16 protein-coding genes and 1 pseudogene are annotated in these 24,450 nt (G+C 71.6%); 7 read left to right on the top strand and 10 right to left on the bottom strand.

The features are described from left to right. Positions 1-2 precede the first annotated feature (2 nt). Positions 3-1,322, bottom strand: coding sequence for a threonine/serine exporter family protein (locus AC060L_RS32435; RefSeq protein ID WP_483802556.1), 1,320 nt, complete (start codon positions 1,320-1,322; stop codon positions 3-5). Between the two features lie 177 nt (positions 1,323-1,499). Next, on the bottom strand, positions 1,500-4,292 hold the full coding sequence (locus AC060L_RS32430; protein ID WP_483802555.1) for an ATP-binding protein: 2,793 nt from the start codon (positions 4,290-4,292) through the stop codon (positions 1,500-1,502). Positions 4,293-4,339: 47 nt separating this feature from the next. Here AC060L_RS32430 and AC060L_RS32425 point away from each other — a divergent pair, with 47 nt between their 5' ends. After that, entirely contained in the window at positions 4,340-7,333 is a 2,994-nt protein-coding gene (locus AC060L_RS32425; RefSeq protein WP_483802554.1) for an ATP-binding protein, read from the top strand. A gap of 12 nt (positions 7,334-7,345) precedes the next feature. Here the strand turns inward: AC060L_RS32425 and AC060L_RS32420 are convergent, their stop codons facing one another. From AC060L_RS32420 to AC060L_RS32410, 3 genes are all read right to left on the bottom strand, one after another. Beyond that, a complete protein-coding gene (locus AC060L_RS32420; protein WP_483802553.1) occupies positions 7,346-9,082 on the bottom strand; it encodes an aminotransferase class V-fold PLP-dependent enzyme in 1,737 nt (578 codons plus the stop codon). 118 nt (positions 9,083-9,200) lie between these two features. Then, on the bottom strand, positions 9,201-11,411 hold the full coding sequence (locus tag AC060L_RS32415) for an MMPL family transporter (protein WP_483802552.1): 2,211 nt from the start codon (positions 11,409-11,411) through the stop codon (positions 9,201-9,203). Between the two features lie 106 nt (positions 11,412-11,517). Continuing rightward, positions 11,518-12,096 carry a sigma-70 family RNA polymerase sigma factor gene (locus tag AC060L_RS32410; RefSeq protein WP_483802551.1) on the bottom strand — a complete coding sequence of 193 codons (579 nt, stop codon included), beginning with the start codon at positions 12,094-12,096 and terminating at the stop codon, positions 11,518-11,520. A 1,009-nt stretch (positions 12,097-13,105) separates the two neighbouring features. Between AC060L_RS32410 and AC060L_RS32405 the strand changes: the two genes are divergently transcribed. Further along, complete coding sequence (locus AC060L_RS32405; protein WP_483802550.1) at positions 13,106-14,458, top strand: HEAT repeat domain-containing protein; 1,353 nt, start codon at positions 13,106-13,108, stop codon at positions 14,456-14,458. Beyond that, the gene (locus AC060L_RS32400; protein ID WP_483802549.1) at positions 14,437-14,754 is read left to right on the top strand and encodes a hypothetical protein; all 318 of its coding nucleotides are present in this window, start codon (positions 14,437-14,439) and stop codon (positions 14,752-14,754) included. The genes AC060L_RS32405 and AC060L_RS32400 overlap by 22 nt, the downstream gene beginning before the upstream one ends. Before the next feature lie 36 nt (positions 14,755-14,790). On the opposite strand, the pseudogene AC060L_RS32395 reads toward AC060L_RS32400, so the two are convergent. The 4 genes and pseudogenes from AC060L_RS32395 to AC060L_RS32380 form a co-directional block, all read right to left on the bottom strand. Further along, positions 14,791-15,009: pseudogene (locus AC060L_RS32395) on the bottom strand (uracil-DNA glycosylase); the annotation flags it as partial. A 77-nt stretch (positions 15,010-15,086) separates the two neighbouring features. Beyond that, positions 15,087-15,662: an FHA domain-containing protein gene (locus AC060L_RS32390; protein WP_483802548.1), complete on the bottom strand. Its 576-nt coding sequence runs from the start codon at positions 15,660-15,662 to the stop codon at positions 15,087-15,089. A gap of 355 nt (positions 15,663-16,017) precedes the next feature. Continuing rightward, a complete protein-coding gene (locus AC060L_RS32385) occupies positions 16,018-16,695 on the bottom strand; it encodes a uracil-DNA glycosylase (RefSeq protein ID WP_483802547.1) in 678 nt (225 codons plus the stop codon). Between the two features lie 62 nt (positions 16,696-16,757). Further along, positions 16,758-17,849, bottom strand: a complete 1,092-nt coding sequence (locus AC060L_RS32380) for an amidohydrolase family protein (protein WP_483802546.1) — start codon at positions 17,847-17,849, stop codon at positions 16,758-16,760. 312 nt (positions 17,850-18,161) lie between these two features. Between AC060L_RS32380 and AC060L_RS32375 the strand changes: the two genes are divergently transcribed. Both AC060L_RS32375 and tmpA read left to right on the top strand, forming a co-directional pair. Continuing rightward, complete coding sequence (locus tag AC060L_RS32375; RefSeq protein WP_483802545.1) at positions 18,162-19,109, top strand: NADP-dependent oxidoreductase; 948 nt, start codon at positions 18,162-18,164, stop codon at positions 19,107-19,109. Positions 19,110-19,278: 169 nt separating this feature from the next. After that, complete coding sequence (gene tmpA / locus AC060L_RS32370; RefSeq protein WP_483802544.1) at positions 19,279-20,904, top strand: 2-trimethylaminoethylphosphonate dioxygenase; 1,626 nt, start codon at positions 19,279-19,281, stop codon at positions 20,902-20,904. Positions 20,905-20,931: 27 nt separating this feature from the next. Here tmpA and AC060L_RS32365 read toward each other — a convergent pair whose 3' ends face one another. Then, the gene (locus AC060L_RS32365; protein WP_483802591.1) at positions 20,932-21,666 is read right to left on the bottom strand and encodes a GntR family transcriptional regulator; all 735 of its coding nucleotides are present in this window, start codon (positions 21,664-21,666) and stop codon (positions 20,932-20,934) included. Between the two features lie 835 nt (positions 21,667-22,501). On the opposite strand from AC060L_RS32365, the gene AC060L_RS32360 reads away from it, so the two are divergent. Both AC060L_RS32360 and AC060L_RS32355 read left to right on the top strand, forming a co-directional pair. Continuing rightward, complete coding sequence (locus AC060L_RS32360; RefSeq protein WP_483799145.1) at positions 22,502-23,533, top strand: DUF2786 domain-containing protein; 1,032 nt, start codon at positions 22,502-22,504, stop codon at positions 23,531-23,533. A gap of 47 nt (positions 23,534-23,580) precedes the next feature. Next, on the top strand, positions 23,581-24,432 hold the full coding sequence (locus AC060L_RS32355) for an IS5 family transposase (RefSeq protein WP_483799146.1): 852 nt from the start codon (positions 23,581-23,583) through the stop codon (positions 24,430-24,432). The last annotated feature ends 18 nt before the right edge of the window (positions 24,433-24,450 follow it).

The raw sequence follows: 24,450 nt of genomic DNA, 5'->3' as shown, positions 1-24,450 counted from the left end.
GCTTACGAGTGTCGGCGTGCGGGCCTGGGGGCGAACTGGTCGGCGGTGGTGTAACCCAGTGTGAGAGCACCTGCGATCGCCAGGCCGATGGCCGCGGCCTGGCCGATGGTCAGCAGGCCGGGGGCGAGTTGGCCGTGGCTGAGGCAGAGCATGCCCTGGTAGATGGTGTAGCCGGGGGCGAGCGGCGCGATGCCCGCGACGGTGAGCAGCAGTGCCGGGGTCTTGGTGCGGTGTGCGAGGGCCTGGGTGCCGAGGCCGACGAGGGTGGCCGCGACCGCTGCGGCCAGTGGCGGCGGGAGGCGGTACTCCTGCCAGAGCACCAGGTAGACGGTCCAGGTCAGGGCACCGGCGAGGCCGGCGGTGAGCAGGTGCCACCGGGTCGCCTGGAGGCAGAAGGCGAGGCAGACGCAGACCATCATCGCGGCCGGGATCTCCAGGGGGAGCGCGGCCCAGCCGTGCAGGGCGAAGCCGCCCGGCTGGACCTGTGGGGCCCGCAGTCCGGAGCGCACCAGGACGTAGAGGACCGCTCCCACCCCGGCGACGATCGCGGCGACGGTCATCGCGACTTCCAGGGCCCGCGCCGCGGCGGTGACCAGGTACCCGGCGATGGCGTCCTGCACCCCGCTGACGAAAGCCAGGCCGGGCAGCAGCATCGCGATCCCGCCCGCGACGACGAGTGGCGCCTGGGTGGTCGCGTCGGTGAGGAAGAGCGCCGCCGCGGTGGCCGTGGCCACGGCTCCCCCCAGGACCACCTGGTGGAAGCCGGGCACGCCGCGGTGCGACAGGTGGTGGTTGGCGCGATCGATGAACGCGGCCACTGCGGCGGCAGCGGCGAATGCCGCCGGTCCGCCGCCCAGCATCACGGTGAAGAAGCCGCCCAGGGCCGCCCAGGCCAGGGTGACCTGCCAGGCGGGATGGGCCGGTCGGGCAGCCTCGATCCGCGCCAGGCGGGACCGCACGCCGTTGACGTCCAGCGGGCCCCGCCCGACCTGTTCGACGAGGCGGTGGACGGCATCGATGCGCGAGTAGTCGAGGGCAGCGGTGCGCACGACCCTGATCTCGGTCATGGGTACCGCTCGCGGCCCGCTGCGGTAGGAGAGCGAGAGGGAGCCGGCGGTGACGTCCGCCGCGCAGCCGTGCAGTCCCAGGGCTGCCGCCATCGCGGTCGTCGTCGCCACGACGTCGGCCGCCGGCGCACCGCTGGCCAGCAGCAGTTCGCCGGTGCGCAGCGCGAGTAGCAGGAGTTCACCGGCGTCCTCGTGCGCCGGGGTGGTGCGGCGGGCGAACTCGCGGACGGTCAGGGGCTCGTACATGGTGGTCATCGGGTCGTGTTCTCGTCGAGCAGCCGCCGGAGCGGCTGGAATTCGTTTTCGGTGCTTTGCGGTCTTCGGTGCTTGCGGGTCGCCGGTCACCACGGCGCTCTCTTACACGGAGGCCCTACGAGCAGTTCCGGCAAAAGGTTCAACGTGACGTGCGTCTCCGTGCGCGATCACGCTTCCTCACGCCTCTGTTCGCAACATTGCCGCCACTGCGAGCTCGACGCGCGAGGACTTTCCGAGCTTGGCCATGACACGCGACACGTGGGTCTGGGCCGTTCGGCGGGAAACGTACAACCGCTCGGCGATCTGTGGATTCGAACAGCCTTCGGCGACCATCGACAGGACTCGTTGCTCCGTCTTCGTCAGAGCGTCCCAACCGGTCGCCGCCGTGGTCGGTGCTCTTCGGCTCTCGAGCTTGAGCCCTTCGAGCGACAGCCGGTCCTCCGCCCTGCGGGCGTCCCAGTCGGCACCGAGCGTGACATAGGTCTGCACGGCTTCGGACAGGAGACTGCCGGCCTGGTTCAGCTGGCCCGCGCGGGCTCGGAGCACGGCTTCGTTCTCCTGGGCGAACGCCGTGAACAGCGGGCGCCCCGCGGTGCGGTAGGCGTCGGCGGCTTCGGTCAGCAGCGAGCAGTCCGCTTCCGCGAGCCCACGGCACAGCGCCGCCGTCCCGCGCTTGTTCGGGCTGGGCTGGAAGGCGGCGAGCTCGCGTGCGGACACTTCCAGCGCCGCGAGCCGGTCCGTGCGCCCCAGGCAGAAGGCGAGCCGCGCGGCGTCCGGGAAGACGTGGTCGAGCGTCACCACGTTCGTCGGGCGGTCCGAGCCCCAGAGGAACGACTCGAGCAGCTGGAAAGCGCCCGCGGAGTCACCGTCCGCATCACGGGCCATGGCCCGTGCCCACCAGTGGAGGTACTCGGTGTACGAGTACGCCCGAAGATCCGGCGGTGCGGTGGTGACGAAGTCCGTGTACTCCGTCCGCTGGCCCCTGCGGATGTTGATCATCGCCGCGATTGCCCGGAGGTCAGGCCCGACGTCGAGGGGGTCATGTGCGTCCAGGCCGGTCAGGACCGCCGTCAGCGCGTCGTCCCAGTTCCCGCGCAGGAACTCGAGATTGGCGATGGCCGACTGATGCCAGGTGAGGAAGGCTCCCCCGGCCCGCTCGCTCTGGCGTACACCTTCACGAAAGTCCTCGTAGGCCTCGGCCGCCCGGTCGAGGTCGGACAGACAGCATCCCCGTGCCAGATGCGGGGAGAGCTGGACGTCGGGCTGGGTCTCGCGGCCGCCCAGTGCGATGAACGCCTCGTCGATGAGACCGAGGGCCTCCTCGACACGTCTGGTGACCAGCAGGACGGCCGCGCGCGTCGTGAGACCGTACGCGGTCGCGTAGGCATCGCCGCTCTGCCGTCCGCCACTCACCGCGAGGGTGGCAGCGCGCTCCGCCTCGTCCAGCCGAACCATGAGATGGAGCGCCTGTGCCTCAAGGGCGTGGAACCGTGCGGCCTGTGCACGCGAAACGCCGGCCGGCTCCGTCGCCGCGCGGACGACCGCCACCGTCTCCAGCAACCGCCCCTGCTGCAGGACCGCCTGGGCGAGCCACCATCGCACCACTCCCGCTTGTTCCACGGGCAACGGCCGGGTGAGGAGCAGTCGAGCGGCCTGCTCGGCCTCGGGAAGCCGCCCGGCCCACATCAGGGCGCGGACCAGCTCGAAGTCCAGCTCGTCCGACGGCGAGCGGTCCCGAGCGCGGCGCAACAGCTCGACGGCGAGCCCCGGCGCGCGGACCACCAGCGAATCCAGCGCGCCGCGCAGCCACTCCACGTCTGACTCGCCGAGCTGCGCGGCTTCCAGGAGATGCTCGGCGACCCGCTCGACGGGGGCGTTCATCGCGGCCAGTGCGACGCCGATCTGCTGGTGCAGAGCCGTACGAACGGCGCGTGAGTAGCTCTGCACCACAGCTCGGCGGATCAGGTCGTGCCGGAACGCCAGCAGACCACCGCGGTCCTCCAACAGGCCCGCCGCGATCGCCTCTGCCACCGGTGCCAGCAGCTCGGTCACCGGGCGCTGGAGGACGGCGGTCATCTCCGCGGCGCTGAAGGCACGGCCGAGCAGTGCCACGATTCTCAGCAGCTCGCGGGTGCCGGAGCTGAGGGACCCGAGCCGCTGGAATATGGCCGCGTTGAGCGAGCCCGGCACCGACGAGTCCCCGCCGTCGCCCTCCTCGACCGAACCTCCGGCCTCGTGGCGCTCGGCACCGGACCGTGCCGAGACCAGCTCGATCACGTAGAGGGGATTGCCTGCCGCGCCGGCCACCAGCTCCCGGAGACGGCCCTGCGGACGAACGCCCGTGATCTCCGCGACCAGCTCGGCGACCCTGTCCTCGTCCAGGGGCCCGAGAGTGACGGTCGGAACCCTGTGCTCTTCCAGACTCAGCAGGAGTCGGCCGACCGGACCGTGTTCCGGGGTGGGACGGCTGGTCAGCAGGACGAGAAGCGGCAGCTGGTCCAGAGCCCTGGCGAGGCGGTGGATGACGGCGAGACTCGCCGTGTCCGCCCAGTGCACGTCGTCCACCAACAGGGCGACCGGCCCCACCGAGCACCAGTCGTCCAGCGAGGAGAGGATGGCTTCGGCGATCAGGAACTCCTGACCGGCGGCTCCGGCCAGCGGGCCCACCCGCTCGTCACCTCGCATCAGACTCCGGATCCGTGCAAGACCCGGACGCTCCGCCGTGTCCGTACCGAGGCAGTCACTCAGCGCGGCGAACGGCAGCCAGTGGTCCATCTCGCTGGCCTGCCCTCGCAGCACGGAGATCCCGGCCCCGCGGCACAGAGTCTCCGCCACGTCGAGCATGGCGGACTTCCCGATCCCCGGCTCACCCCGAAGCACCATCGCCCGGCCCTGCCCTGCCGCCACCTGTTGAACCAGCAGATCCAACCGGGCCTGCTCGCTGTCACGGCCGCACAGAGCAGTCGCCATCAATGTCTCCGTCGTCTTCCTGTCATCCGACCATCACGGAGCTCGCCGTGAGCCGCCCCGGCAGGCGTTCCCTGCAGCGGCCCGAGTACGGCACCCGCTCGGCGCCGGTCCCCACGGCGACAAATCGGGTCAGAACGCGCCATGCTACTACTCCCGTGCATCGCCCAGAGGACGCACCCTCGCTACAGCCGGTGAGGTACCTTCTCGGGATGGGATCCAGCAGGTCGGCAGCAACTCTGGTCGGCCGGGCGGCCGAGTCGGCTCAGCTCGATACGGTGCTGTCCTCCGCTCTGACTGGTTCCGGCCGAGCAGTGACGGTGAGCGGGGAAGCCGGGATCGGGAAGTCCGCACTTCTGACGGCGTGCGCCGATCAAGCCGAGCGGGCCGGTTTCACGGTGCTCCGGGGCTCGGCAAATGAAATCGAGCAGCAGTTCCCGCTGTGGCCGTTTCTGGAACTGCTCAGGACCGGCAATTCATCCGCCGGCCAGTTGGGCCAGGAGTACCGAGCAGCCGTGACAGCGCTACGACAGCACGGCGCCGGCGCGATGGCGGATCCGGTACCGGCCGTGGCCGAACGACTTTTCCAGGCGGTGGAGCGCCAGTGCGCCGGCGGTCCGGTGCTCCTGGTCCTGGACGACTTCCAGTGGGCGGACGAGATGTCGGCAGCGCTCTGGACACGACTGGCGCGCCAGGCTGAGCAGTTGCCGCTGGTCATGGCAGCGGCTGTGCGCTCCGGCGCCGGCGAGGGTGAGGTGGGCGCCGCCCTTCGCGGGCTGGAACGCAGTAGCGGCCTGACCATCCGTCTCGGGCCGCTGTCCGACTGCGCGGCGATGGCGCTCGCGGACAGCCGGCTGACAGGCCCTGCTGCTCCGTCCCTGGTGCGGGAGCTGCGCCGGGCTGGTGGAAATCCGCTGCACCTCACCGAGTTGCTGGCGCTGCTCCACGAGAACGGCGCTCTGGCAGAGGGCCCGCACGGGCTGGAGGTCAGGCCGGGACACCGCGACCTGTCGCTGGGAGCGACGATCACCGACCGCATCCAGCACCTCTCCGCGGAGCTTCGCGAGGTACTCGGAATCGCGGCTGTGCTGGGAGCCGAGTTCCAGCTCACGGACCTCTCGGCCGTGTCAGGCCGACCGCTGATCGCTCTTCTGCCCATCGTGGACGAGGCCCTGGCCGCGGCAGTGCTCGTGCCGGCGAGCGAGCGGCTGAGCTTCCGGCACCAGCTGATCTGGCAGGCGTTCGCGGACGGCATCCCGGCCGCGCTGCGTGGGGTGCTGCACAGGCAGGCGGCCGAGGCGCTGGCCCGGACCGGCTCGCCACTTGAGCAAGTGGCCTCGCAACTGCTCCAGGCCGACGACGCGGGCAGCGATGCGTGGGCGGTCGGTTGGACGGCAGACCATGCCCGGGAGCTGGTGGATCGTGCCCCCGCGGCCGCGGTGGCGTTGCTGGCACGTGCCGTCGCCGCGGGGTTGCCGGCAGTGGACCTCACGGCCCTGCGACTGCGTACGGTCGAGGCGCTGATCGCCTCGGCCAGGCCGGAGGAGGCCGAAGCGCTCGCGCGAGAGGTTCTGGCCGAAGGCTCCATCGGGGCTGACGACGCGGCCGAAGCGTCCTGGCTGCTCGCTCGGGCACTCCACGCGCAGGGCCCGGGTACCGGCGGGTCGTCCAACGCGGCCGACGTCGTCACCGCAGCTGCCGGGATCGACGGCATGAGCGAGCGGTGCACGGCTCGACTGCTCGCCGAGAGCGCGTTCCACCTGTTCTGGTCGGACCGGCCCGATGAGGCGGTCGAAGCGGCCGCCCAGGCCGTGATCAGCGGCGAACGCTCCGGGGAGAGCTTCGCCGCGGCCTACGCGCGCTGGATGCAGGTGGTGACGGCCCGGGTGCGTGAGGGCGACCCTGCTGCTGCGCTGGAGCTCAGTGCACGGGGGCTGGCGCTCTGCACGGACGGCGCCCAGCCACGGATCGAGCTGCTGATCCGGACCCAACGGGTCATGATCATGGGCGCCCTGGACCAACTCGTCGAGGCCGAACAGGAGATCACGGCGATCCGTCTGGTCGGCGCCCGGCCGGCGGCCCCGGGGGCGGCCACCGCCATCGCCGCTCACCGCTTCAGGACGGGGCAGTGGGATGACGCCCTGGCCGAGCTCGACCACCTGAAGGAGGACGGACCCGGACAGGCGGCCGTCCTGTCGCGCGGCCTGACCGCGCTGGTGGCCGCCCATCGCGACGACAGGGCGACCTACGAGGCGCAGTTGCAGCTGATGCGCGATCACCGTCCGGCGTCCCCGGCTGACCATGAGGCCGCGCAGTGGTTGCTGATGGCGCGCTCCGTCGCCGCCGAACGGTCCGGGCTCGCGGACCAGGCGCTCGCGGCGCTGCGTCCCGTCCTCGACCCGCAGCTCGCGGCCGTCCTGGCGGACCCCTGCGACTGGCTTCCGGTCGTCGTGCGGCTGGCCCTGGCAAGCGGTGATCACGCCACGGCGGAAGCGGCCGCAGCCGTCCGGCCGCCCGGGCCGGGCACTGCTCACCGGCAGCACGCGGCCCTGCACTGCACCGGCCTGCTGGCAGGCGACCCTGCCGCACTCCTCGCCGCCGCCGACTACTACGCGTCGGCCTCCCGCCCGTTGCGGCACGCCAACGCGCTGGAGGACGCGGCGGAGCTGCTGGCCCTCCAGGGATCCCCGATCGAAGCCAGGCGCCGACTGGCCGAGGCCGTGGCCGTGTACACGGGTCTAGGTGCGGCCTGGGACGTCCGGCGGGCCCAGGCGAGGCTGCGCGCCCGTGGGGTCCGGCAAGGGTCCCGCAGCCCCCGGGTGAGGGCGACCTCCGGCTGGGCCAGCCTGACGGCCACCGAGCTGCGGGTCACCCACCTGGTCGCCGTCGGCCGGTCCAATCCGGAGATCGCCGCCGAGCTGCTGCTCTCCGCCCGCACCGTCCAGAGCCATGTCTCGCACATCCTGGCCAAGCTCTCGTTCAGGTCGAGAGTGGAGATCGCCGGCGAGGCCGCGCGGCAGGGGCTCACCGGAGGGGGCGGCTGACAGGGTGCGGGCTCACGACTCCGTGCCGTCGGGCAGTGGCAGCAAGCAGGCCTCGGCAAGGGGGAAGTGACGGAGCGCCTCGAAGCCTTCGGGCAGGTCGAGCCGGCCTTCGGCAACACCTCCGGGACGTCCGGCGACGAGGCGACGGGCGTGGGCGAGGTAGCCGGCCAGCGACTCCTCGCCGTGGCGGACCGGTCTGTCGCGGTTCCAGTCGGGGCCGTCCAGGGTGTAGTAGCGGAAGTCGTCCAGGCTGAACCGGGCTTCCACCGGGCCGCGCTCGTGGCGCCAGAGGCCGGCGTCCGGAGTGAAGCGGTAATCGGGAAGCAGGCGGTGCCCGTCCCTGGCTATGAACTCGACGGCCTCGATGATGAAGTCCCGGACGGTGTCGGACATGAAGTACGGAAAGCTGACCCGCGTCCAGCCGGGCTTGATGCCTTCGTGGCCCTGCGTGACGATCTCGTCCCGCAGTGCCGCCGAATGGTCTCCGTCGATCTTCAGCAGACGGTGCCCGTACGGGCCGGCGCAGGAGCAGCCGCCGCGGGCCTGGATGCCGAACAGGTCGTTGAGCAGCGCGACCACGAAGTTGTGGTGGAGGTAGCGGTCGCCGTGCCGGATCAGGAACGAGACGACCGGCAGGCGTGGCACGTGGGTGCTGCCGAGGATGACGATGTTCGGATTGTCCCGCCAGCGGGCCAGGACCGCGTTCCAGGACCGCTCCTCCCTGGCGTGGATCAGCTCGGTACCGACCGCCTCCTTGACCCCGAAGGCGAGGCCGGCCCGGATCGACTCGACGATGGCCGGGGTGCCGCCTTCCTCCCGGGCGACCACGTCGTCGAGGTAGTACTGACGCTGGGGGTCCACGAAGGCCACCGTGCCGCCACCCGGCATGGTGGGTACCCGGTTGCGGACGAGGCTCCGCCGGACGATGAGTACCCCCGGGGACTGCGGGCCGCCGACGAACTTGTGGGGTGACAGGAAGACCGCGTCCTTGTGATCGATGCGACCCGGTGCCGACTCGGTGACCCGGATCGGCACGTACGGCCCCGCCGTGGCGAAGTCCCAGAAGGACAGGGCTCCGTGAGCGTGCAACAGGGCGGCGATGCGGTCGGTGTCGGTGAGGATGCCCGTCACGTTGGAGGCGGCCGAGAAGCTGCCGATGCGCAGCGGCCGGTCCGCGTAGCGGCCCAGCTGGGTCCGCAGATCGTCCTCGTCGATCTGACCGTCGGCATCCAGCTTGATGACTACGACATCGGCGATCGATTCCCGCCAGGGCAGTTCGTTCGAGTGGTGTTCGTAGGGGCCGACGAAGACGACCGGCCGCTGGTCCGCTGCGATGGCGTGCGCCGGACCGTACTCTTCGGCCAGCCCGACCGGGCTCTGCAGCTCCAGGAGGCCGACGAGCTTGTTCACCGCGGCCGTGGTCCCCGAACCGCAGAAGAGCACGACGTGGTCGTCGGTGCCGCCGACCGCGCGGTGGATGAGCCGGCGGGCCTCCTCACGCAGGCTGGAGGTCTGCAGCCCGGTGGCGGAGCTCTCCGTATGGGTGTTGGCGTACTGGGGCAGGACCGTCGCGCGAAGCCAGTCCTCGATGAAGTCCAGCGAACGCCCGGAGGCCGTGTAGTCGGCGTAGGTGATGCGCCGGGCTCCGTACGGGCCCGGCAGCACATCGCCGTCACCGATGAGGCCGCGTCGGATGCGGGCCAGTGTCGCCGCGGCAGCGCTCGATCGCGCCGGCGCATCCGGGCTCACGGCCGGCTTGGTTCGGCGGGACCGGCTGAGCAGCCCCAGCGGCTTCCTGAGGGTCGCAAGCACAGCATTCTCTTTCAGGGGAGGTCTTGGGAACGGTTTCGGCCTGGTCGCTTCGGCGTCAGTCGTGGGAGAACCGGAGGGTCGGCAGGAGCCTGCCGAGCCAGGCCGGCGTCCACCAGGCGGCGCGTCCGGTCAGCCGGAGCAGGACGGGCAGCAGGACCAGACGGACCAGGGCCGCGTCGAGCAGGACCGCGAGGCCCAGGACGATGCCCATCTCCTTGGGGGGCAGCGGGCCGGAGAGCGCGAAGGTGAAGAAGACGGCGACCATCACGGCGGCGGCCGCGAAGACGACCCGGCCCGAGTTGGCCAGGGCGCCGGCCATGGCCTCGCGCGGGTCACCGGTGCGTTCGTAGTGCTCCTTGGCCGAGGCGAGGAGGAAGACGGTGTAGTCCATCGCGATCGCGAAGATCATGGCGAAGAAGAAGACCGGTGCCCAGCCGTCGAGGAAGCCCTGCGGGGTGAAACCGAGCAGCCCGGCCCCGTGCCCGTCCTGGAAGACGAGGCGGGCGGCGCCGAAGGCGGCGGCCGTGGCCAGCAGGTTGGTGACGGTACCGATCAGCGCGACCAGCGGCGCCTGCAGCGCGAGCAGGAGCAGGACGAACCCGAGCGCCAGGATGACTCCGACGACCAGCGGGGTCTTGGCGTCGAGGACGGCCTGCAGGTCGAGGTTCTCGACGGCGGCGCCACCGACCAGGGCCTGCCCCGGCAGTTGCCTGCGCAGTTCGGCGACGGTCGTCTTCAGGGCGGGGTCCGAGGGGTCGGCGGCCGGAACGGCCTGGATGAGCGCGATGCCGGACCGGTCGGCCGCGTTCGTGGTCGGCATGACGGCGGCGATCCCCGGGGTGCTCCTGAGGACGGCGGCGGCGGCCTCGGCCCGGGCGAGGGGCACCACGATCTGCAGGGCGCCGGGAGCCCCGGGCCCGAAGGCCTTCTGGACGGCGGCGTAGCCCGTTCGAGCGGAGGAGTCCGCGGGGATGACGGTGATGGACGGCATGGCCGTCCGAAGCCCGATCACCGGAACGGCGAGTGCCAGCAGGACCGTCAGGGCGGGGACGCCGTACCGCAGCGGGTGCCGCCACAGGCGTTCGGCCCAGCCGGCGAAGCGGGGCGAGCCCGCGGCGTCCTGGGGGCGGGCGAAGGGCAGCGCCGCCGCGTTGACCCGCGTGCCGAGGCGGCCGAGCACGGCGGGCAGCAGCGTCAGGGTCGCTGCCAGGACGAACGTGACCGCGATCATGATGCCGAGCGCCATGGACCGGAAGGCGGGTGACGGGACGAGCAGGACCGCGGAGAGGCTGACCAGGACCGTGGCACCGGACAGCGCGACGGCCTTGCCCGCGGTGTCCATGGTCTCGCCGACAGCGCGCCGGGCGTCGCCGTGGCGAGCGAGCGCCCCGCGGAAACGTACGACGATGAACAGGGCGTAGTCGATGCCCAGGGCGAGGGCGAACATCATCGCGAAGTTCATCGCCCAGATGGACGTCGGCATCAGGTGGTTGAGCAGCACCAGGGCACCGGCCGAGGCCGCCAGCCCCGCCATGGTCAGCAGCAGCGGGAGTCCGGCGGCGACCAGCGAGCCGAACGCGAGCACCAGGATCGCGAGGGTCACCGGCCACGACAGCATCTCCGACCGCATCATCGCGTCGTGGTTGGCGGCGTTGAAGTCGCTCCACAGGACGGACGCGCCGGTGGCGCTCACCTCGACACCGGCTCCGGACAGTGCCCTGAGCGGACCCTTCAGGTCGTCCGCCGCACGGACCATGGCGTTGGTGTCGGCCTTCGCGCCGGCCAGCACGACCGCTGTGCGCCCGTCAGGGCTGATCGTCGCGCCGGGCCGGGGCGACAGCACCTCGCCGATCCGCGGGTCGGACTTCAGAAGCGCCGTCACCCGATCGACGACCTGCTGAACGGCGGGATCGGTCACCGGTCGGTCAGCGGCGATGACGACCTGCAGAGCCGAGGAGGCGTTGCCGTCGAAGTGCTGCTGAGCGAGCTCGCGGACGCGGACCGACTCCGAGCCGTTGGCCTGCCAGCCGGCGCCGGCCAGCGAGGAGGTCACCTGCGGGGCGAAGGAGCCGAGCCCGGCGACCACGACGAGCCAGAGCACGGTCACCAACCGCAGACGGCCCGCCGCCCAGCGGCCGAGCCGGCCCAAGGGGCCTGGCGATCCGCCCTGTTCGGGGTGACGGCTCGCCCGCCCGGCCTCCGTTGTCCGGGGAGCGGGGTTCACCAGGCCGTCGTGCGGGGCGTGACTGTGATCGGTTTTCGTCATGGGGCACCTCGATTGATGGCAGCCGAAAGCAACTGCGGGCAGGCGGAGTTGTTGTCGCGACCTCGGATGTCCCCGATGTCCGGTGACACCGGGCGCATCGCGTCGGCTACTTGACCGGCTGGTGCTCTCGCAGGGTCGACCGGAGCGAGCGGAGCGCGTAGTGGCACCGGGATTTGACGGTGCCGGGGGGCACGCCGAGGATCTCGGCGGCGGCGCTGATGGAATGGTCCTCGAAGTAGATCTGGGTGACCACGGCGCGATGCCGATCGCTCAGGGACGCCAGCGCCGAGCGAACCGACCAGCTCGTCAGGAGCAGGTCGATCCCGTTCGCGTCCGCGCTCTCGTCGAAGAGCGCGCCGAGGTCGTCGGAGCCGACCTCGGCAGGCCTGTGCCTGAGTGAGCGCAGGTGATCGATGAGCAGGTTCCTGGCCACCCGGTAGAGCCACGGCAGTGCCGACCGGTGGTCGGCGGAGAGGATCTCGGGATGGTGCAGCGCCCGTAGGAAGGTCTCCTGCGTGAGGTCCTCGGCCAGCTGCGGATCCCCGAAGGTGCGCTTGGCGAGGTAGGACAGGATCGCGGTGCGGTGCATGGCGCTCAGCCCGCGGAACTGGACCTCGGACATCCGGGCCCGGCCGGTCGGGGCGTCGTTCACCGGAGTCGGCCCGCTCGGAATGAGCGTTCTCATGAGCATCCTTGCGAGTTCGATGACGGACAGCTGCGCCGGGCAGGCCGACAAATCGAAGTTTGCAAGGACGGAAAGAAGGGAACATCCGCCAACCGAGCGCGTTTGGGCGGCCCGTCGGCGGGCGGAGTGGGATGCGTACGCAGCGGGCCGGCTCGAATGCGGCACGGTGGCGGCGTTGGTCAGCCAGGGATGAGGAACAGCGGGACGCCGCCCCCGGTCGGTGCGGGCAGAGCGTTGCAGTACACGGCGGCTCCCCTCGGACGAGCCATCTGACCTGGGGATATGTGTCAGCCGGCGGATATCTGGCACGCGCGGACGGCTGGAACGGGCGGCTGCATCCCGCAGCGGCCTCCGGTCTTCCCGGCAATGCCTCCGGACGATGGCATGCGAGGGCCGCACCTGCAGCGCCACCGGGAAGCTGAGCACGGGCGCCGGACCGACCCGCTGGGTGGTTCACTCGCTCGAGTTGATCTGACCCTTCGTCGGTTCGACTGGATCCTCGTGCTGAACGTGCACCCGGAGTCGATGCCGCGGAATTCTTGAACTGTCCTAGTCAATATCCTCGTTGGCCCACCGGCGAAAGCGAGTGAGGCATGCCGATCTCGGCCTCAGGGAAAGACGGAGGCGTACGTCGCCCCCCGGGCAACCGGCTGAGGAGAGAACGCGCATGCAGCTCCCGAGTCGCGCGGATTACGCCGACGATTTTGCCTTCGATCCGATATCTGACGGTTCATCAACATCCTTGTGCACAAAGGCAGCACGGCATTAGTCTGAGCTGACGAGCTACTGTGGATCGCCGGGCCGATCTGAGTGCCTGGTGGTGACTGCGGGCGCTCGACGGTTCCTCGTGCTGGTCGGCGGGGCGACGCCGGGACTGCTCGGCATGGTGGCGCAAGCTGATGGTTCGTCATCTCACTTGCCCTGCTGACTCTTGACCAATATTCCAGCAGCGTGAATGCTTACAAGCAGGCCACTCATCTCAGCTTATGGCTGAACGGAGCACGCAGCGATGATCAGTCATGTCCGCCGGGCCTTCGCCGATCTCGCTGCATGGAAGACCCGACAGCCCGAACGCGCCCATCGCAGAGCCGTCGAAAAGCTCGCCGCACGCGCCACCGACCTCTGTGTCGCCGGCTCAAGCCGAGTGTCGGCGGCCAGGGAACTGGCCGAACTCGACGTCCCCGGCGGTACCGGCCTGCTCTACACCCTCGCCCTCAAGATCACCCTCGACAGCGACGCCCGCGCCAACGCCGCCGACGCGCTCACCGAACTCGACGACCCCCGTGGCCCGGACCTGCTCCACGCCCTTGCCCTCGACAGCACCCTCGACAGCACCGACCGCCTCCGCCTCGCCGGGAGGCTCACCAGCCGCAACGACGCCCGCGGCGCGGACCTGCTGCACACCCTTGCCCTGGACAGCACCCTCAGGAACAACGACCGCACCACACTCGCCCAGGCGCTCACCGAACTCGGCGACCCCCGTGCCCTCGACCTACTCCACACCCTGAGCACCGACAGCGCCTTCGGCGACCGTGGACAGACGGCCCGGGCGCTGGCCGTTCAGGGCGACTCGCGCGGCCTCGATCTGCTCCACGCCCTCGCCCTCGACCCCGACTTCCGGGGCGGTCGTGCGCGAGCGGCTCAGGCGCTGGCCGAACTCGGCGACTCCCGCGGCATCGACACGCTCCACGCCCTCGCCGTCGACCCCGGCTACCACAGCACCGTCGTGGACACGATCGAAGCCCACACGGCCAAAGCAGAGCCCTGGCCCGCTGCCATCATGGCCGTCGCCGCCGTCATCATGGACCACAACGTCGGCAACCGCGTGCAGGCAGCCCGTGGACTGGTCGAATGCGGCGACCCTCGCGGCCTCCCGCTGCTCCGCTCCTTCGCCGCGGACCCCACCCCCGCCGGCCGCTATCGCGTGAGCGCGGCAAGGGCCCTGGCCGAACTCGGCGACCCCGGCAGCGCCGACCTGCTGAACGGCATCGCCCTCGACGGCAGCCAGGCCGACTGCCGGGTGGAGGCAGCCTGCCTCCTCGACGCGCTCGAGGACCCGCGCGGCATCGAGCTGCTCCACGCGCTCATGCACGACAAGGCCCTGGACAAGCAGACCCGCACCGGCGCACTGATCAACCTGGCCGAACTCGGAGACCCTCGCGGCGTGAAGGCCCTCGCCAGACAACTCCAGGTCACCACCTACACGGTCCGGAACTCCCTTTCCGACCGGAACGAAGTTCGCGCCAGCCGACTCAAGCGGCCGCCGAGCAGCCCCCGTCCAGGTGACCCGCCCGGATCACCGACCGCTTCATCCCGAGCACATCGCACCGAGGGAGTTTCATGGAGTTCTTCAAGTTCCTAGGATGGCTGGGCGCCCTCATCGGCGCCGGGATGATGCTGTACGCGACACAGCTCGACAACAGCTTTGGCCAGCAGAGCTATTTCGGCTTGGGAACCGTCGTGGTGAGCTTCGGAGCACTGTTCCACCGGATCGGGCGATCGATGCAGGGCAGGGAGGACCGACAGGCGGATGCCGTCCGGCGCCTGGTCGCGCAGGCCGACGCACAACGCGCCCGCCGCGCCGAAGAAGCCGCGACGCCGGCCACCGACGCGGACGACGCCTCCGGACAGCCCGGGCCGCCCGACGGGGTCCGGTAACACACCGGTGGCTGATGAGCGTGCCCGGACGTGTCTTCAGGGCAGCCGCCAGTCCACCGGTTGGCTTTCCTGCCTGACCAGCAGGTCGTTGGCCCGGCTGAAGGGTCGGGACCCGAAGAACCCGCGGTCCGCCGACATCGGGCTCGGGTGCGCCGACTCGACGGCCGGCACCTGGCCGAGCAGCGGGCGCAGGTTGCGCGCGTCCCGACCCCACAGGATCGCCACCAGCGGGCCACCACGGGCCGCCAGGGCACGCCGAACTGCCCTGGCTCGCCACCGAGTACATCCTTGGCCCCTCGCTCACCGAGGCGATCGCCGACCACGGTCCGCTCCTACGAGCGGTGCAGGGTGATGGTGGTCCACGCGCCGATGTGGATTCGGTCGCCGTCGTTCAGCGGGATCGCGGTGTGCGGTGTGATCGGGTCGGCACCGCCGTTGATGGTGGTGCCGCTGGCGGACTCCTGGTCGACCAGGACCCAGCTGCCGTCGGGCTGTTCGGCCAGTAGGGCGTGCTGGTGGGAGACGCCGGGGTCCGCCGGGGGGACGGAGAGGTCGATCTCCGGGCCGGTGCCCCGGAGCCGGCTGCGGCGGCCGATCCGCAGCCGACCGCGACCGGTCAGCGGGATGCGGCGTTCGGGGACGTAGGGCGGGAAGAAGACACCGGAGGCCTCGAGGCCGCTGCGGGCCATCATGTCGGCGAAGTACTCGCGGTCGGCGCTGACCACGGCCAGCCAGGTGGTCCGCACCGGTTCGGGCTGGGACGGCGGGGCGAGGTGGGACGAGGTCGGCGGCTGCTCGGCCCCGGGGGCGGGTGACGGGTAGCCGCCGCCCGGGAACGCCGGCTGGTGCGGTGCCTGCTGCGGCGGCAGCGGCGTGCCGTAGCGCGCGGCGCCGGGCGCCGGGTTCATCGGAAAGCCGCAGAAGTCGCACCAGTCCCCTGCCTGCGACTCATGGCTCCGAGGGCAGATCGGCATCAGGTCCCCCACTCAGCAGGTCCGGCCCGGCCCGGACGGGAGCCAGGTCACGTCAGGCTACTTCTTCACTCGAACGCTCTTCCAGGGGACGGCGGCGATGGCGGCGTCGGCCAACTCGCCCTTTACCCGGCTTTACCCGGCTTTGTAGACACTCGCCTGCTGTGCAACCAAGTCCAGCGTAGTGAGGCTGCTGGCGTGGTGTCCTTCACAGTCGACCGGGCTGCGGTAGCCGAGGGCGGAGCGCCGCCGACGCAATCACCCTCGCGGCGAACGGAAGGCACCTACAGAGTTACGGGAGACGCCAGTCCACCGGCTGCGCGCCCTGCCCCGCCAGCAGCTCGTTGGCCCGGCTGAACGGACGCGAGCCGAAGAAGCCGCGGTCCGCCGACATCGGGCTCGGGTGCGCCGACTCGATGGCGGGCACCGAACCGAGCAGCGGCCGCAGGTTGCGGGCGTCACGTCCCCAGAGGATCGCCACCATCGGCGTGCCGCGGGCGACCAGCGCCCGGATCGCCTGCTCGGTGACCTCCTCCCACCCCTTGCCCCGGTGCGCGGCCGGCTTGCCGGGCGCGGTGGTCAGCGCACGGTTCAGCAGCAGCACGCCCTGCCGGGTCCACGGCGTCAGATCGCCGTTGCCGGGCGGCGGGTAGCCGAGGTCCTGGCCGTACTCGCGGTAGATGTTGATCAGACTGCCCGGGATCGGCCGGACCTGCGGCGCCACCGAGAAGCTGAGCCCGACCGCGTGCCCGGGCGTCGGGTACGGATCCTGACCGACGATCAGCACCCGCACGTCCGCGAACGGCTGCTGGAACGCGCGCAGCACGTCCGGCCCGGCGGGCAGGTAGGTCCGCCCGGCGGCCAGCTCGGCGCGCAGGAACTCGCCCATGGCGGCGACCCGCCCGGCCACGGGGTCCAGGGCCTTGGCCCAACCGGGTTCGACGATCTCATGCAGAGGACGCGGTGCCATGCACCTCACCCTATCGGCCCAGCCGGACACCCTGCGCAGCCGCCGGCCACCGGCCGCCGGGGTCAGCTCAGGGGGCGGCCGCGCAGGACGACGAGCTTCGGGTCGGCGAGCACGCGGACGTCGGCGCGCGGGTCCTCCTCGTAGAGCACCAGGTCGGCGGCGGCGCCCTCGGTCAGGCCGTCCCGGCCGAGCCAGCTGCGGGCTGCCCAGGTGGCGGCCGAGAGTGCCTCGACGGGTGGGAGGCCGGCCTTCACGAGCTCGGCGACCTCGGCGGCGACCAGGCCGTGGGCGAGCGAGCCGCCCGCGTCGGTGCCGACGTAGATCGGGACGCCGGCGTCACGGGCGGCGCCGACCGTGTCGTAACGGCGCTCGTGCAGGCGGCGCATGTGGGCAGCCCAGGCGGGGAACTTCGCCTCGCCGCCGTCGGCGAGCTTCGGGAAGGTCGCGATGTTGATCAGCGTCGGCACGATGGCGATCGAGCGCTCGGCGAAGAGCGGGATCAACTCCTCGGTCAGGCCGGTCGCGTGCTCGACGCAGTCGATGCCGGCGGCGACCAGGTCGGGCAGCGAGGCGGCCGCGAAGCAGTGCGCGGTGACCCGGGCGCCCTCGGCGTGCGCCGCCGCGATCGACTCGCGCAGGGCGTCGGCGGGCCAGCAGGCGGACAGGTCGCCGGTCTCGCGGTCGATCCAGTCGCCGACCAGCTTGACCCAGCCGTCGCCGCGCCGGGCCTCCTGGGTGACGTACGCGGCCAGGTCGCCGGGCTCGATCTCGTGCGCGTAGTTGCGCAGGTAGCGGCGGGTGCGGGCGATGTGCCGGCCGGCCCGGATGATCTTCGGCAGATCCTCGCGGTCGTCGATCCAGCGGGTGTCGGCGGCCGAGCCGGCGTCGCGGATCAGCAGCGTGCCGGCGTCGCGGTCGGTGAGCGCCTGCTTCTCGCTGGTCGCCTCGTCCACCGCGCCGTGCGCGTCCAGGCCGACGTGGCAGTGCGCGTCCACCAGACCGGGCAGCACCCAGCCGGTGAGGCTGCGGACGTCGCGGGCGCCGGCCGGCCGCTCGTAGCTCACCCGCCCGTCCACGACCCAGAGTTCGTCGCGGACCTCGTCCGGACCGACCAGCACCCGGCCGGTGATGTGCAGCACTGCGCCTTCCGTCATGCCCGCACTCTACTGCCAGCCCCCGAGCACCGAACCCGGGCCCCGAATGGATCTTGACAGATTGATTGACCCAAAATGACAACCATGATTGACTCGCATCCGAACCCACCCGAGACACACCCCAGCACCACGGTCCGCCCCTGAGCCAGCTCACCGCCCTCCGATGCGCCGTGCGCCGTCGCCGCCGGTGAGCCCGCAACCCGGACCCGACGGGACCACGCCCCCGGTCCGTCGGGTCCGGGCGCGGCCGTTTATAGGGGGGTATACAGACCTGGGTGTGGTGAACCCACGAGTCGAGTTGAGAGGCTTTCGATGCGCGCCATGGTCCTGGACGGCTTCGGCGGACCCGAGGTGCTGCGCGAGGCCGAACTGCCGACCCCGACACCCGGAGCCGGCGAGGTACTGGTCCGGGTGCGGGCCGCCGGGGTCAACGCGATCGACTGGCTGACCCGGGCCGGCGAGGGCATCGGGGTCGCGGTCTTCCCCGCGGTGCTCGGCTGGGACCTCTCCGGCACCGTGGCTGCGGTCGGCCCCGGAGTGAGCACACTGGCGGTCGGCGCGCTGGCGGTCGGCGACGAGGTGTTCGGCATGCCCCGGTTCCCGGCGCTGGCCCGCGCGTACGCCGAGTACACCGTCGTCCCGGCGGCCGAACTGGCCCGCAAGCCGGCCCGGCTGGACCACCTGGCTGCAGCCGGCGCACCGATGGTCGCGCTGACCGCCTGGCAGACGCTGGTCCGGCACGCCCAACTGGACGCCGGCCAGCGGGTGCTGATCAGCGGCGCGGCGGGCGGGGTGGGTCACGTGGCGGTGCAGCTGGCGAAGGCCGCGGGGGCCGAGGTGATCGGCACCGCCTCGCCGGGCCACCACGACTTCGTCCGCTCGCTCGGCGCCGACCAGGTCATCGACTACACCCGGGAGCGGGTGGCCGAGGCCGTCAAGGACGTCGATGTGGTGGTCGACCCGCGCGGCGGGGCGGACTTCTTCGAGCTGCTCGACACGCTGCGGCCGGGCGGGATCATCGTCACGCTCAAGGACCAGCAGGCCGGCCAGGAGGAGGCGGTGCAGCGGCGCGGACTGCGGGTCGGCTACACGTACGTCGGCCCGGACCGCGCGGCGCTCGCCGAGATCGCCCGGATGCTCACCGAGGGGCGGCTGGAGATCGCGGTCGAGCGGGTCTTCCCGCTCGCCGAGGCCGCCGCCGCGCACCGGCTCGGCGAACTCGGGCACGTCCGCGGCCGCCTGGTGCTCGACGCGAGCTGACAGACACCACAGACCGACGCACGGGTCCCGGCACACCGCCGTGGCCTGCTGTTCGCGTACCCGAAACCTGGCCGCCCCATACCGGTCACCACCCTTCGGCAGGGTCCTTCCCGGAGCCAAGTTGTATAGCCAACTTGATCGGCTCCCCGCCTCCCCGAAGGGCCCCGCCATGCCCCACGCCACCCCGCCCCGCCCCACTCCCTTGTCCGTGTACTGGCTGCGCGACAACTGCCCCTGCACCGAGTGCCGCGACCCGCGGACCGGGCAGAAGCTGTTCCAGATCACCGACCTGCCCGACGAGCTGTCGATCGCCGCGAGCACCGAGCACGAACAGCAGCTGGAGGTGCTCTGGTCGGACGGCCACCGCTCCCGGTTCCCGCTCGACTGGCTGACCGCCGAGCACCAGGACGACCGCCGCACCGAGCAGGGCAAGCGCCTGTGGCGCGCCGCCGACTTCGCCGCCGGGATCCCCGAGGCGCGGTGGAGCGAGTACCTCGCCGACCCGGCCGAGCAGGCCGCCGTGCTGCGCGCCGTGCAGCGGCTCGGCTTCGCGGTGCTGCGCGAGGTGCCGGCCGTCGAGCGGCAGGTGCTCGCGGTGGCCGAGACCTTCGGCTACGTCCGGGTGACCAACTACGGCGAGCTGTTCGACGTCCGGGTCGAGCCCGACCCGAACAACCTGGCCTTCACCAGCGTCGCGATCACCCCGCACTCGGACAACCCGTACCGCGACCCGGTGCCGACGCTGCAGCTGCTGCACTGCCTGGAGAACGCGGCCGTCGGCGGCGACTCCGGCCTGGTGGACGGCTTCAAGGCGGCCGAGCTGCTGCGCACCGAGGCGCCCGCGGACTTCGCGGTGCTGACCCGCACGCTGGTCCCGTTCACGTTCCGCGACCGGGACACCGAGCTGCACGCCGACCGGCCGCTGATCGAGACCGACCCGCTCGGCCGGATCCGCGAGGTGCGCTTCAACAACCGCTCGATCGGCACGCTGCGGCTGCCGGCCGCCGAACTCGACGCGTTCTACGCCGCCTACCGCAAGTTCGCCGCGATCACGCTGCGCCCCGAGCTCCAGCTGGAGTTCCGGCTCGGCCCGGGCGACTGCCTGATCTTCGACAACGTCCGCCTGCTGCACGCCAGGACCGCCTTCGAGCAGGACGGCAGGCGTCACCTCCAGGGCTGCTACGCGGACCTGGACTCGCTCTCCTCGACGCTCGCGGTGCTCGACCGGCGCACCGAGGTGCTCGACACGCTCCAGCAGCTGTTCGAGGTGGAGGGGGCCGGCGAGTACCTCGGCGAGGCCGTCACCCAGGCCGAGCACATGCTGCAGGCCGCACACCTGGCCCAACAGGCCGGTGCGCCGGACCACTTGGTGGCGGCCGCGCTGCTGCACGATGTCGGCCACCTCTTCAAAGAGCACAGCCATGGTCCGGTCAGCGGGCAGGAGTTGATGGAGGGGCAGGACAACCGGCACAGCCACACCGGCGCCGACTGGCTGGGCCAGTGGTTCGGCCCGGCGGTCACCGAGCCGATCCGGCTGCACGTCGCCGCCAAGCGCTACCTGTGCGCGGTCGAGCCCGAGTACCGCGCGGGACTGTCGCCGGCCTCGGAGTTCACCCTGCAGGTGCAGGGCGGCCCGATGGACGCCGGCCAGGCGGCCGCGTTCGCCGCCCGGCCCGGCGCCGAGGACGCGGTGGCGGTCCGGCACTGGGACGACCAGGCCAAGACGGCCGACGCCCAGACGCCGTCGTTCGGGCACTTCCGACCGCTGCTCGCCGCCCTGCTGGGCAGCCACTGAGCGGCCGGCGCCGAGCCGGTCGGCGCGTCAGTCACTCTCCCGCGCGTGACGCGAAAGAGCTGACGTGGCAAGGGAGTTGTGTACGCTGAAGGCGACCGTTCCAGGCAGGTAGCGGTCCTGCGACCACTCCACCGGGCGCCCGGTGGGGTCGGTCGTCCGGCGGCGCTCGCGCAGCAGCGGGGCGCCGCGCCGGCAGCCGAGCAGCTTCGCGTCCTCGGCGTTCGCGGTGACCACGTCGATGGTGTGGTCGGCGTCGGTGAAGAGGATCCCGTGCTCGCGCAGGTGCTCGGTGTGCGAGACCACGTCGGCCGGCAGCTGGGCCACCACCACGCCGACGTGCGGCGGGTAGACGGTCCGCTCCACCATCACCGGGGTGCCGGAGAGCGTGCGCAGGCGCAGCGTCACATAGACCTCGGCGCCGGGCTCCAGGCGCAGATGCTCGCGCTCGGCGGCGTCCGCCGGGCGGCGGATCAGCGACTCCAGCCGGCCGCCCGGCTCCTCCCCCATCGAGCGGGCCCAGTGGGTGAAGCTGAGCAGCTCGGAGAAGCTCTGCACCCGGGCGTTGCCGAGCACCACCCGGCGGGTGCCGCGGCGCGAGGTGACCAGACCGTCGGCGCGCAGCACGGCGAGCGCCTGGCGCACGGTGCCGCGGGAGACGCCGTACCGCTCGGCGAGCGCCCCTTCGGCGGGCAGCCGGCCGGCCTCGCCGTACGCGCCGGTGTTGATCGCCTCGCGCAGGTCGGCGGCGACCCGGCGGTACAGCGCACCGCCCGCGCCATGCGGATCGGTGAACTCCTGCGCGGCGCCGGCGGCAGCCGTCCGCTCGACGTGCTCGGCTGCGCCCTCGGGCGCGTTCCCCGGCGCGCCCCCAGCCGTGTTCCCGGAGCCCTGCTGGGCGTCGTGCTCCGTCAAGATGCGTCCCACCGGTCCCTCCCAAGTCGGTGTCCTGCGTGCGGTTCCGGCCGAGGACTCCCCGACCTTATCCGCTCGGGCCGAGCCGTTCGCGCACCACATGAGCGGTTTTAAACCAAGCGGACTCGACCGTTCCCGCAGACGACCCCCGTTCTAGGTCACCCGTTCACCTCCTGGTCACCGGGATCCGGCGTACTTAGAGCGTCCGCCAGTAGGTCCGGTGATCGCTCGCGCTGGTGCTCTGTTCCGTTGTCGGCAGGTGGTGTGCTCCGGTTTGCCGCTACGCTCGGTATCGGCAGTGGGACAGCGATAGAGGGCTTGGGGAACTGGGTTGGGTAAGCGCAACCAGGAGCGTCGGCGGGCCAAGAAGAAGCAGCGGGACGCGAGAGGGCGGAGCGGGGCGGGGCAAGGGGCGGCTTTCGGGTTCGCTTCCTGCGAGTGCGGTGATCCGTTCTGCCTGGGTAGTGGCGGGCCCGTTCCTCGGCCGGGTGGTGCGCGGACTGTCGCGGATCTCCTGGATGAGGCGATGGCACGGTTGTGTGCTGTGCCGGCTGGAGACGCCGGGCGTCGCGCAGCGGCGCTTGAGCGAGCCGCTGCGCTGTTCGCCCGGCGCGGTATCGGCCGTGCGGTGCTCCAGGTGGGTGGAGTGGTGGTGCACGATCTGTGGCACCGTGGCTGGCAGCCAATGGATGTGGTGCGTGTCGCACGCCGGGAGCTGGCCGTGCGGCACGCGCGGATCGCCGCCGATCTGGTCGCCGCGGAGCACCGCGAGTATCCGGCGAGGCGGTTGCCCAATCGCTGGGCCGAGCAGCTTGCGGAGGCATCGGCTACGGCGTGGTGGGGTGACGACGACGCCTACGTCGACGGTGCGGCCGCGCGGGAGAAGAGCGATCCGGTGGTGCTGGGACGGGCCGTCGTTGAACTGTTCGAACTGCTGAGCCGGCTTCCCGAGGTGCCGCGGCTGATGCCGGTGCCCTGTGAGACCGGCAGCGCTGGGATGGTCGAGGCCGGCGGGGTGGAGTCTTCGCTGCTGGGCAAGATTCGGGCACTGCTCGCGAAGGCCGAGTCGACCTCTTTCCCCGAGGAGGCGGAAGCGCTGACGGCCAAGGCGCAGCAGTTGATGTCCCAGCACAGCATCGACATGGCGCTGCTGGCGGTGGAGCGGGGTGAGCGGCAGACGCCGGGCGGGGTGCGGGTGGCGGTGGATGCCCCGTATGAGGAGCCGAAGGTGGTGCTGCTGCAGGCGGTGGCGGAGGCGAACCGCTGTCGCACGGTGTGGTCGAGGAACCTGGGGTTCTCCACGGTGGTCGGCTTCGCCTCCGATGTGGAGGCGGTCGAGTTGCTGTTCACCTCGCTGCTGGTCCAGGCCCAGGCGGCGCTGCAGGCGGCGGGCGCGCGCAAGCGTGGGGACGGTAGCTCGCGCACCCGGTCCTTCAGGCAGTCGTTCCTGGTGGCCTACGCCGCCAGGATCGAGGAGCGGCTCGGGCGGGTCGCCGAGCAGGCGGTGAAGGCGGCCGGAAAAGTCGGCCGGACGGCAGGGCTGCTGCCGGTGCTGGCCTCGCGGGCCGAAGCCGTGGACGACCAGGTGGACGAGCTGTTCGGCGAGCTGTCGTACAGTCACGGTTCGGCATACGCCAACGACCGCGAGGGGTGGGCCCACGGCACGGCCGCCGCCGACCGGGCCGAACTGCACACCAGGGCCGGCGCGCTGCGCTGAACCGCCCGGGCGCGGCGCTGTGACGTCCGCGTGTTCGGGGAGGGCTCGTGCCTGTCGTTCCTGCCTGCATCCTGGATCCGCTGCGCAAGGAGTTCCTCGCGCTGCTGCCGGAACACCGGGACGACCACCCGCTGGGCTGCCACAACCCGCGCATCCCCGACGCGCTGGTCTTCGACAGGCTCATCCTGGTCCTGGTGTCCGGCATGGGCTACGAGCGCGTGGCGGACCAGGCCTGCTCAGCCACCACGATCCGACGCCGCCGGGACCACTGGATCGCCCTGGGGATGGGCGAGGTCCTGCGCCTGGCGGCTCTGGCCGCTTACGACCGCATGGTCGGCTTGGAGCTGGAGCATCTGGCTGCCGACGGCTGCCAGACCAAGGCACCGTCCGGAGGCGAATGCGCCGGCAGGAGCCCGGTTGACCGTGCCAAACAAGGCGTCAAACGCTCGCAGTTGACCGAGGCCTACGGCATCCCGCTGGTCACTCACCCGGCCCCGGCCAACATCCGCGACCACACGCTCCTTCCGACGACCCTCGACCAGTACCGCGACCTTGGCAAGGAACTCGGCCCGCTGCCCGAGCACCCCAGCCTCAGCCTGGACGCCGGATACGACTACCGCATCGTCTACGAGGACCTGACAGAACGCCAGATCGCTCCGCGGATCGCCAAACGCGGCCAGCAGACCCCGATCCAGGCGGACGGCCGCTGGGTGGTGGAGAGAACGAACTCGTGGCTGAACAACTTCGGCAAGCTCCGCCGCTGCACCGAGCGCCGCCGGGCGTGCGTCGAGTTCTACATCGCCCTGGCTACGGCCATCGTCACCATCCGCAGCCTGATACGACGAGCATGGTTCACCCACCGCTGGGACACACGCCCCCACAGCCCCCGCATCCGATGACCTACTGGCGGACGCTCT

Source organism: Kitasatospora sp. NEAU-69, assembly GCF_057158765.1.
The sequence above is the reverse complement of the archived record's forward strand: the minus strand, read 5'-3'. Positions and strand labels throughout refer to the sequence as shown.

Coding starts and splice junctions, on each gene's coding strand:
- AC060L_RS32400 (WP_483802549.1), top strand. CDS start 14,437: ATGGAGTTCTTCAAGTTCCTAGGATGGCTGGGCGCCCTCATCGGCGCC.
- AC060L_RS32430 (WP_483802555.1), bottom strand. CDS start 4,292: ATGGCGACTGCTCTGTGCGGCCGTGACAGCGAGCAGGCCCGGTTGGAT.
- tmpA (WP_483802544.1), top strand. CDS start 19,279: ATGCCCCACGCCACCCCGCCCCGCCCCACTCCCTTGTCCGTGTACTGG.
- AC060L_RS32380 (WP_483802546.1), bottom strand. CDS start 17,849: ATGACGGAAGGCGCAGTGCTGCACATCACCGGCCGGGTGCTGGTCGGT.
- AC060L_RS32360 (WP_483799145.1), top strand. CDS start 22,502: ATGGATGTGGTGCGTGTCGCACGCCGGGAGCTGGCCGTGCGGCACGCG.
- AC060L_RS32405 (WP_483802550.1), top strand. CDS start 13,106: ATGATCAGTCATGTCCGCCGGGCCTTCGCCGATCTCGCTGCATGGAAG.
- AC060L_RS32385 (WP_483802547.1), bottom strand. CDS start 16,695: ATGGCACCGCGTCCTCTGCATGAGATCGTCGAACCCGGTTGGGCCAAG.
- AC060L_RS32435 (WP_483802556.1), bottom strand. CDS start 1,322: ATGACCACCATGTACGAGCCCCTGACCGTCCGCGAGTTCGCCCGCCGC.
- AC060L_RS32390 (WP_483802548.1), bottom strand. CDS start 15,662: ATGAACCCGGCGCCCGGCGCCGCGCGCTACGGCACGCCGCTGCCGCCG.
- AC060L_RS32415 (WP_483802552.1), bottom strand. CDS start 11,411: ATGACGAAAACCGATCACAGTCACGCCCCGCACGACGGCCTGGTGAAC.
- AC060L_RS32375 (WP_483802545.1), top strand. CDS start 18,162: ATGCGCGCCATGGTCCTGGACGGCTTCGGCGGACCCGAGGTGCTGCGC.
- AC060L_RS32410 (WP_483802551.1), bottom strand. CDS start 12,096: ATGAGAACGCTCATTCCGAGCGGGCCGACTCCGGTGAACGACGCCCCG.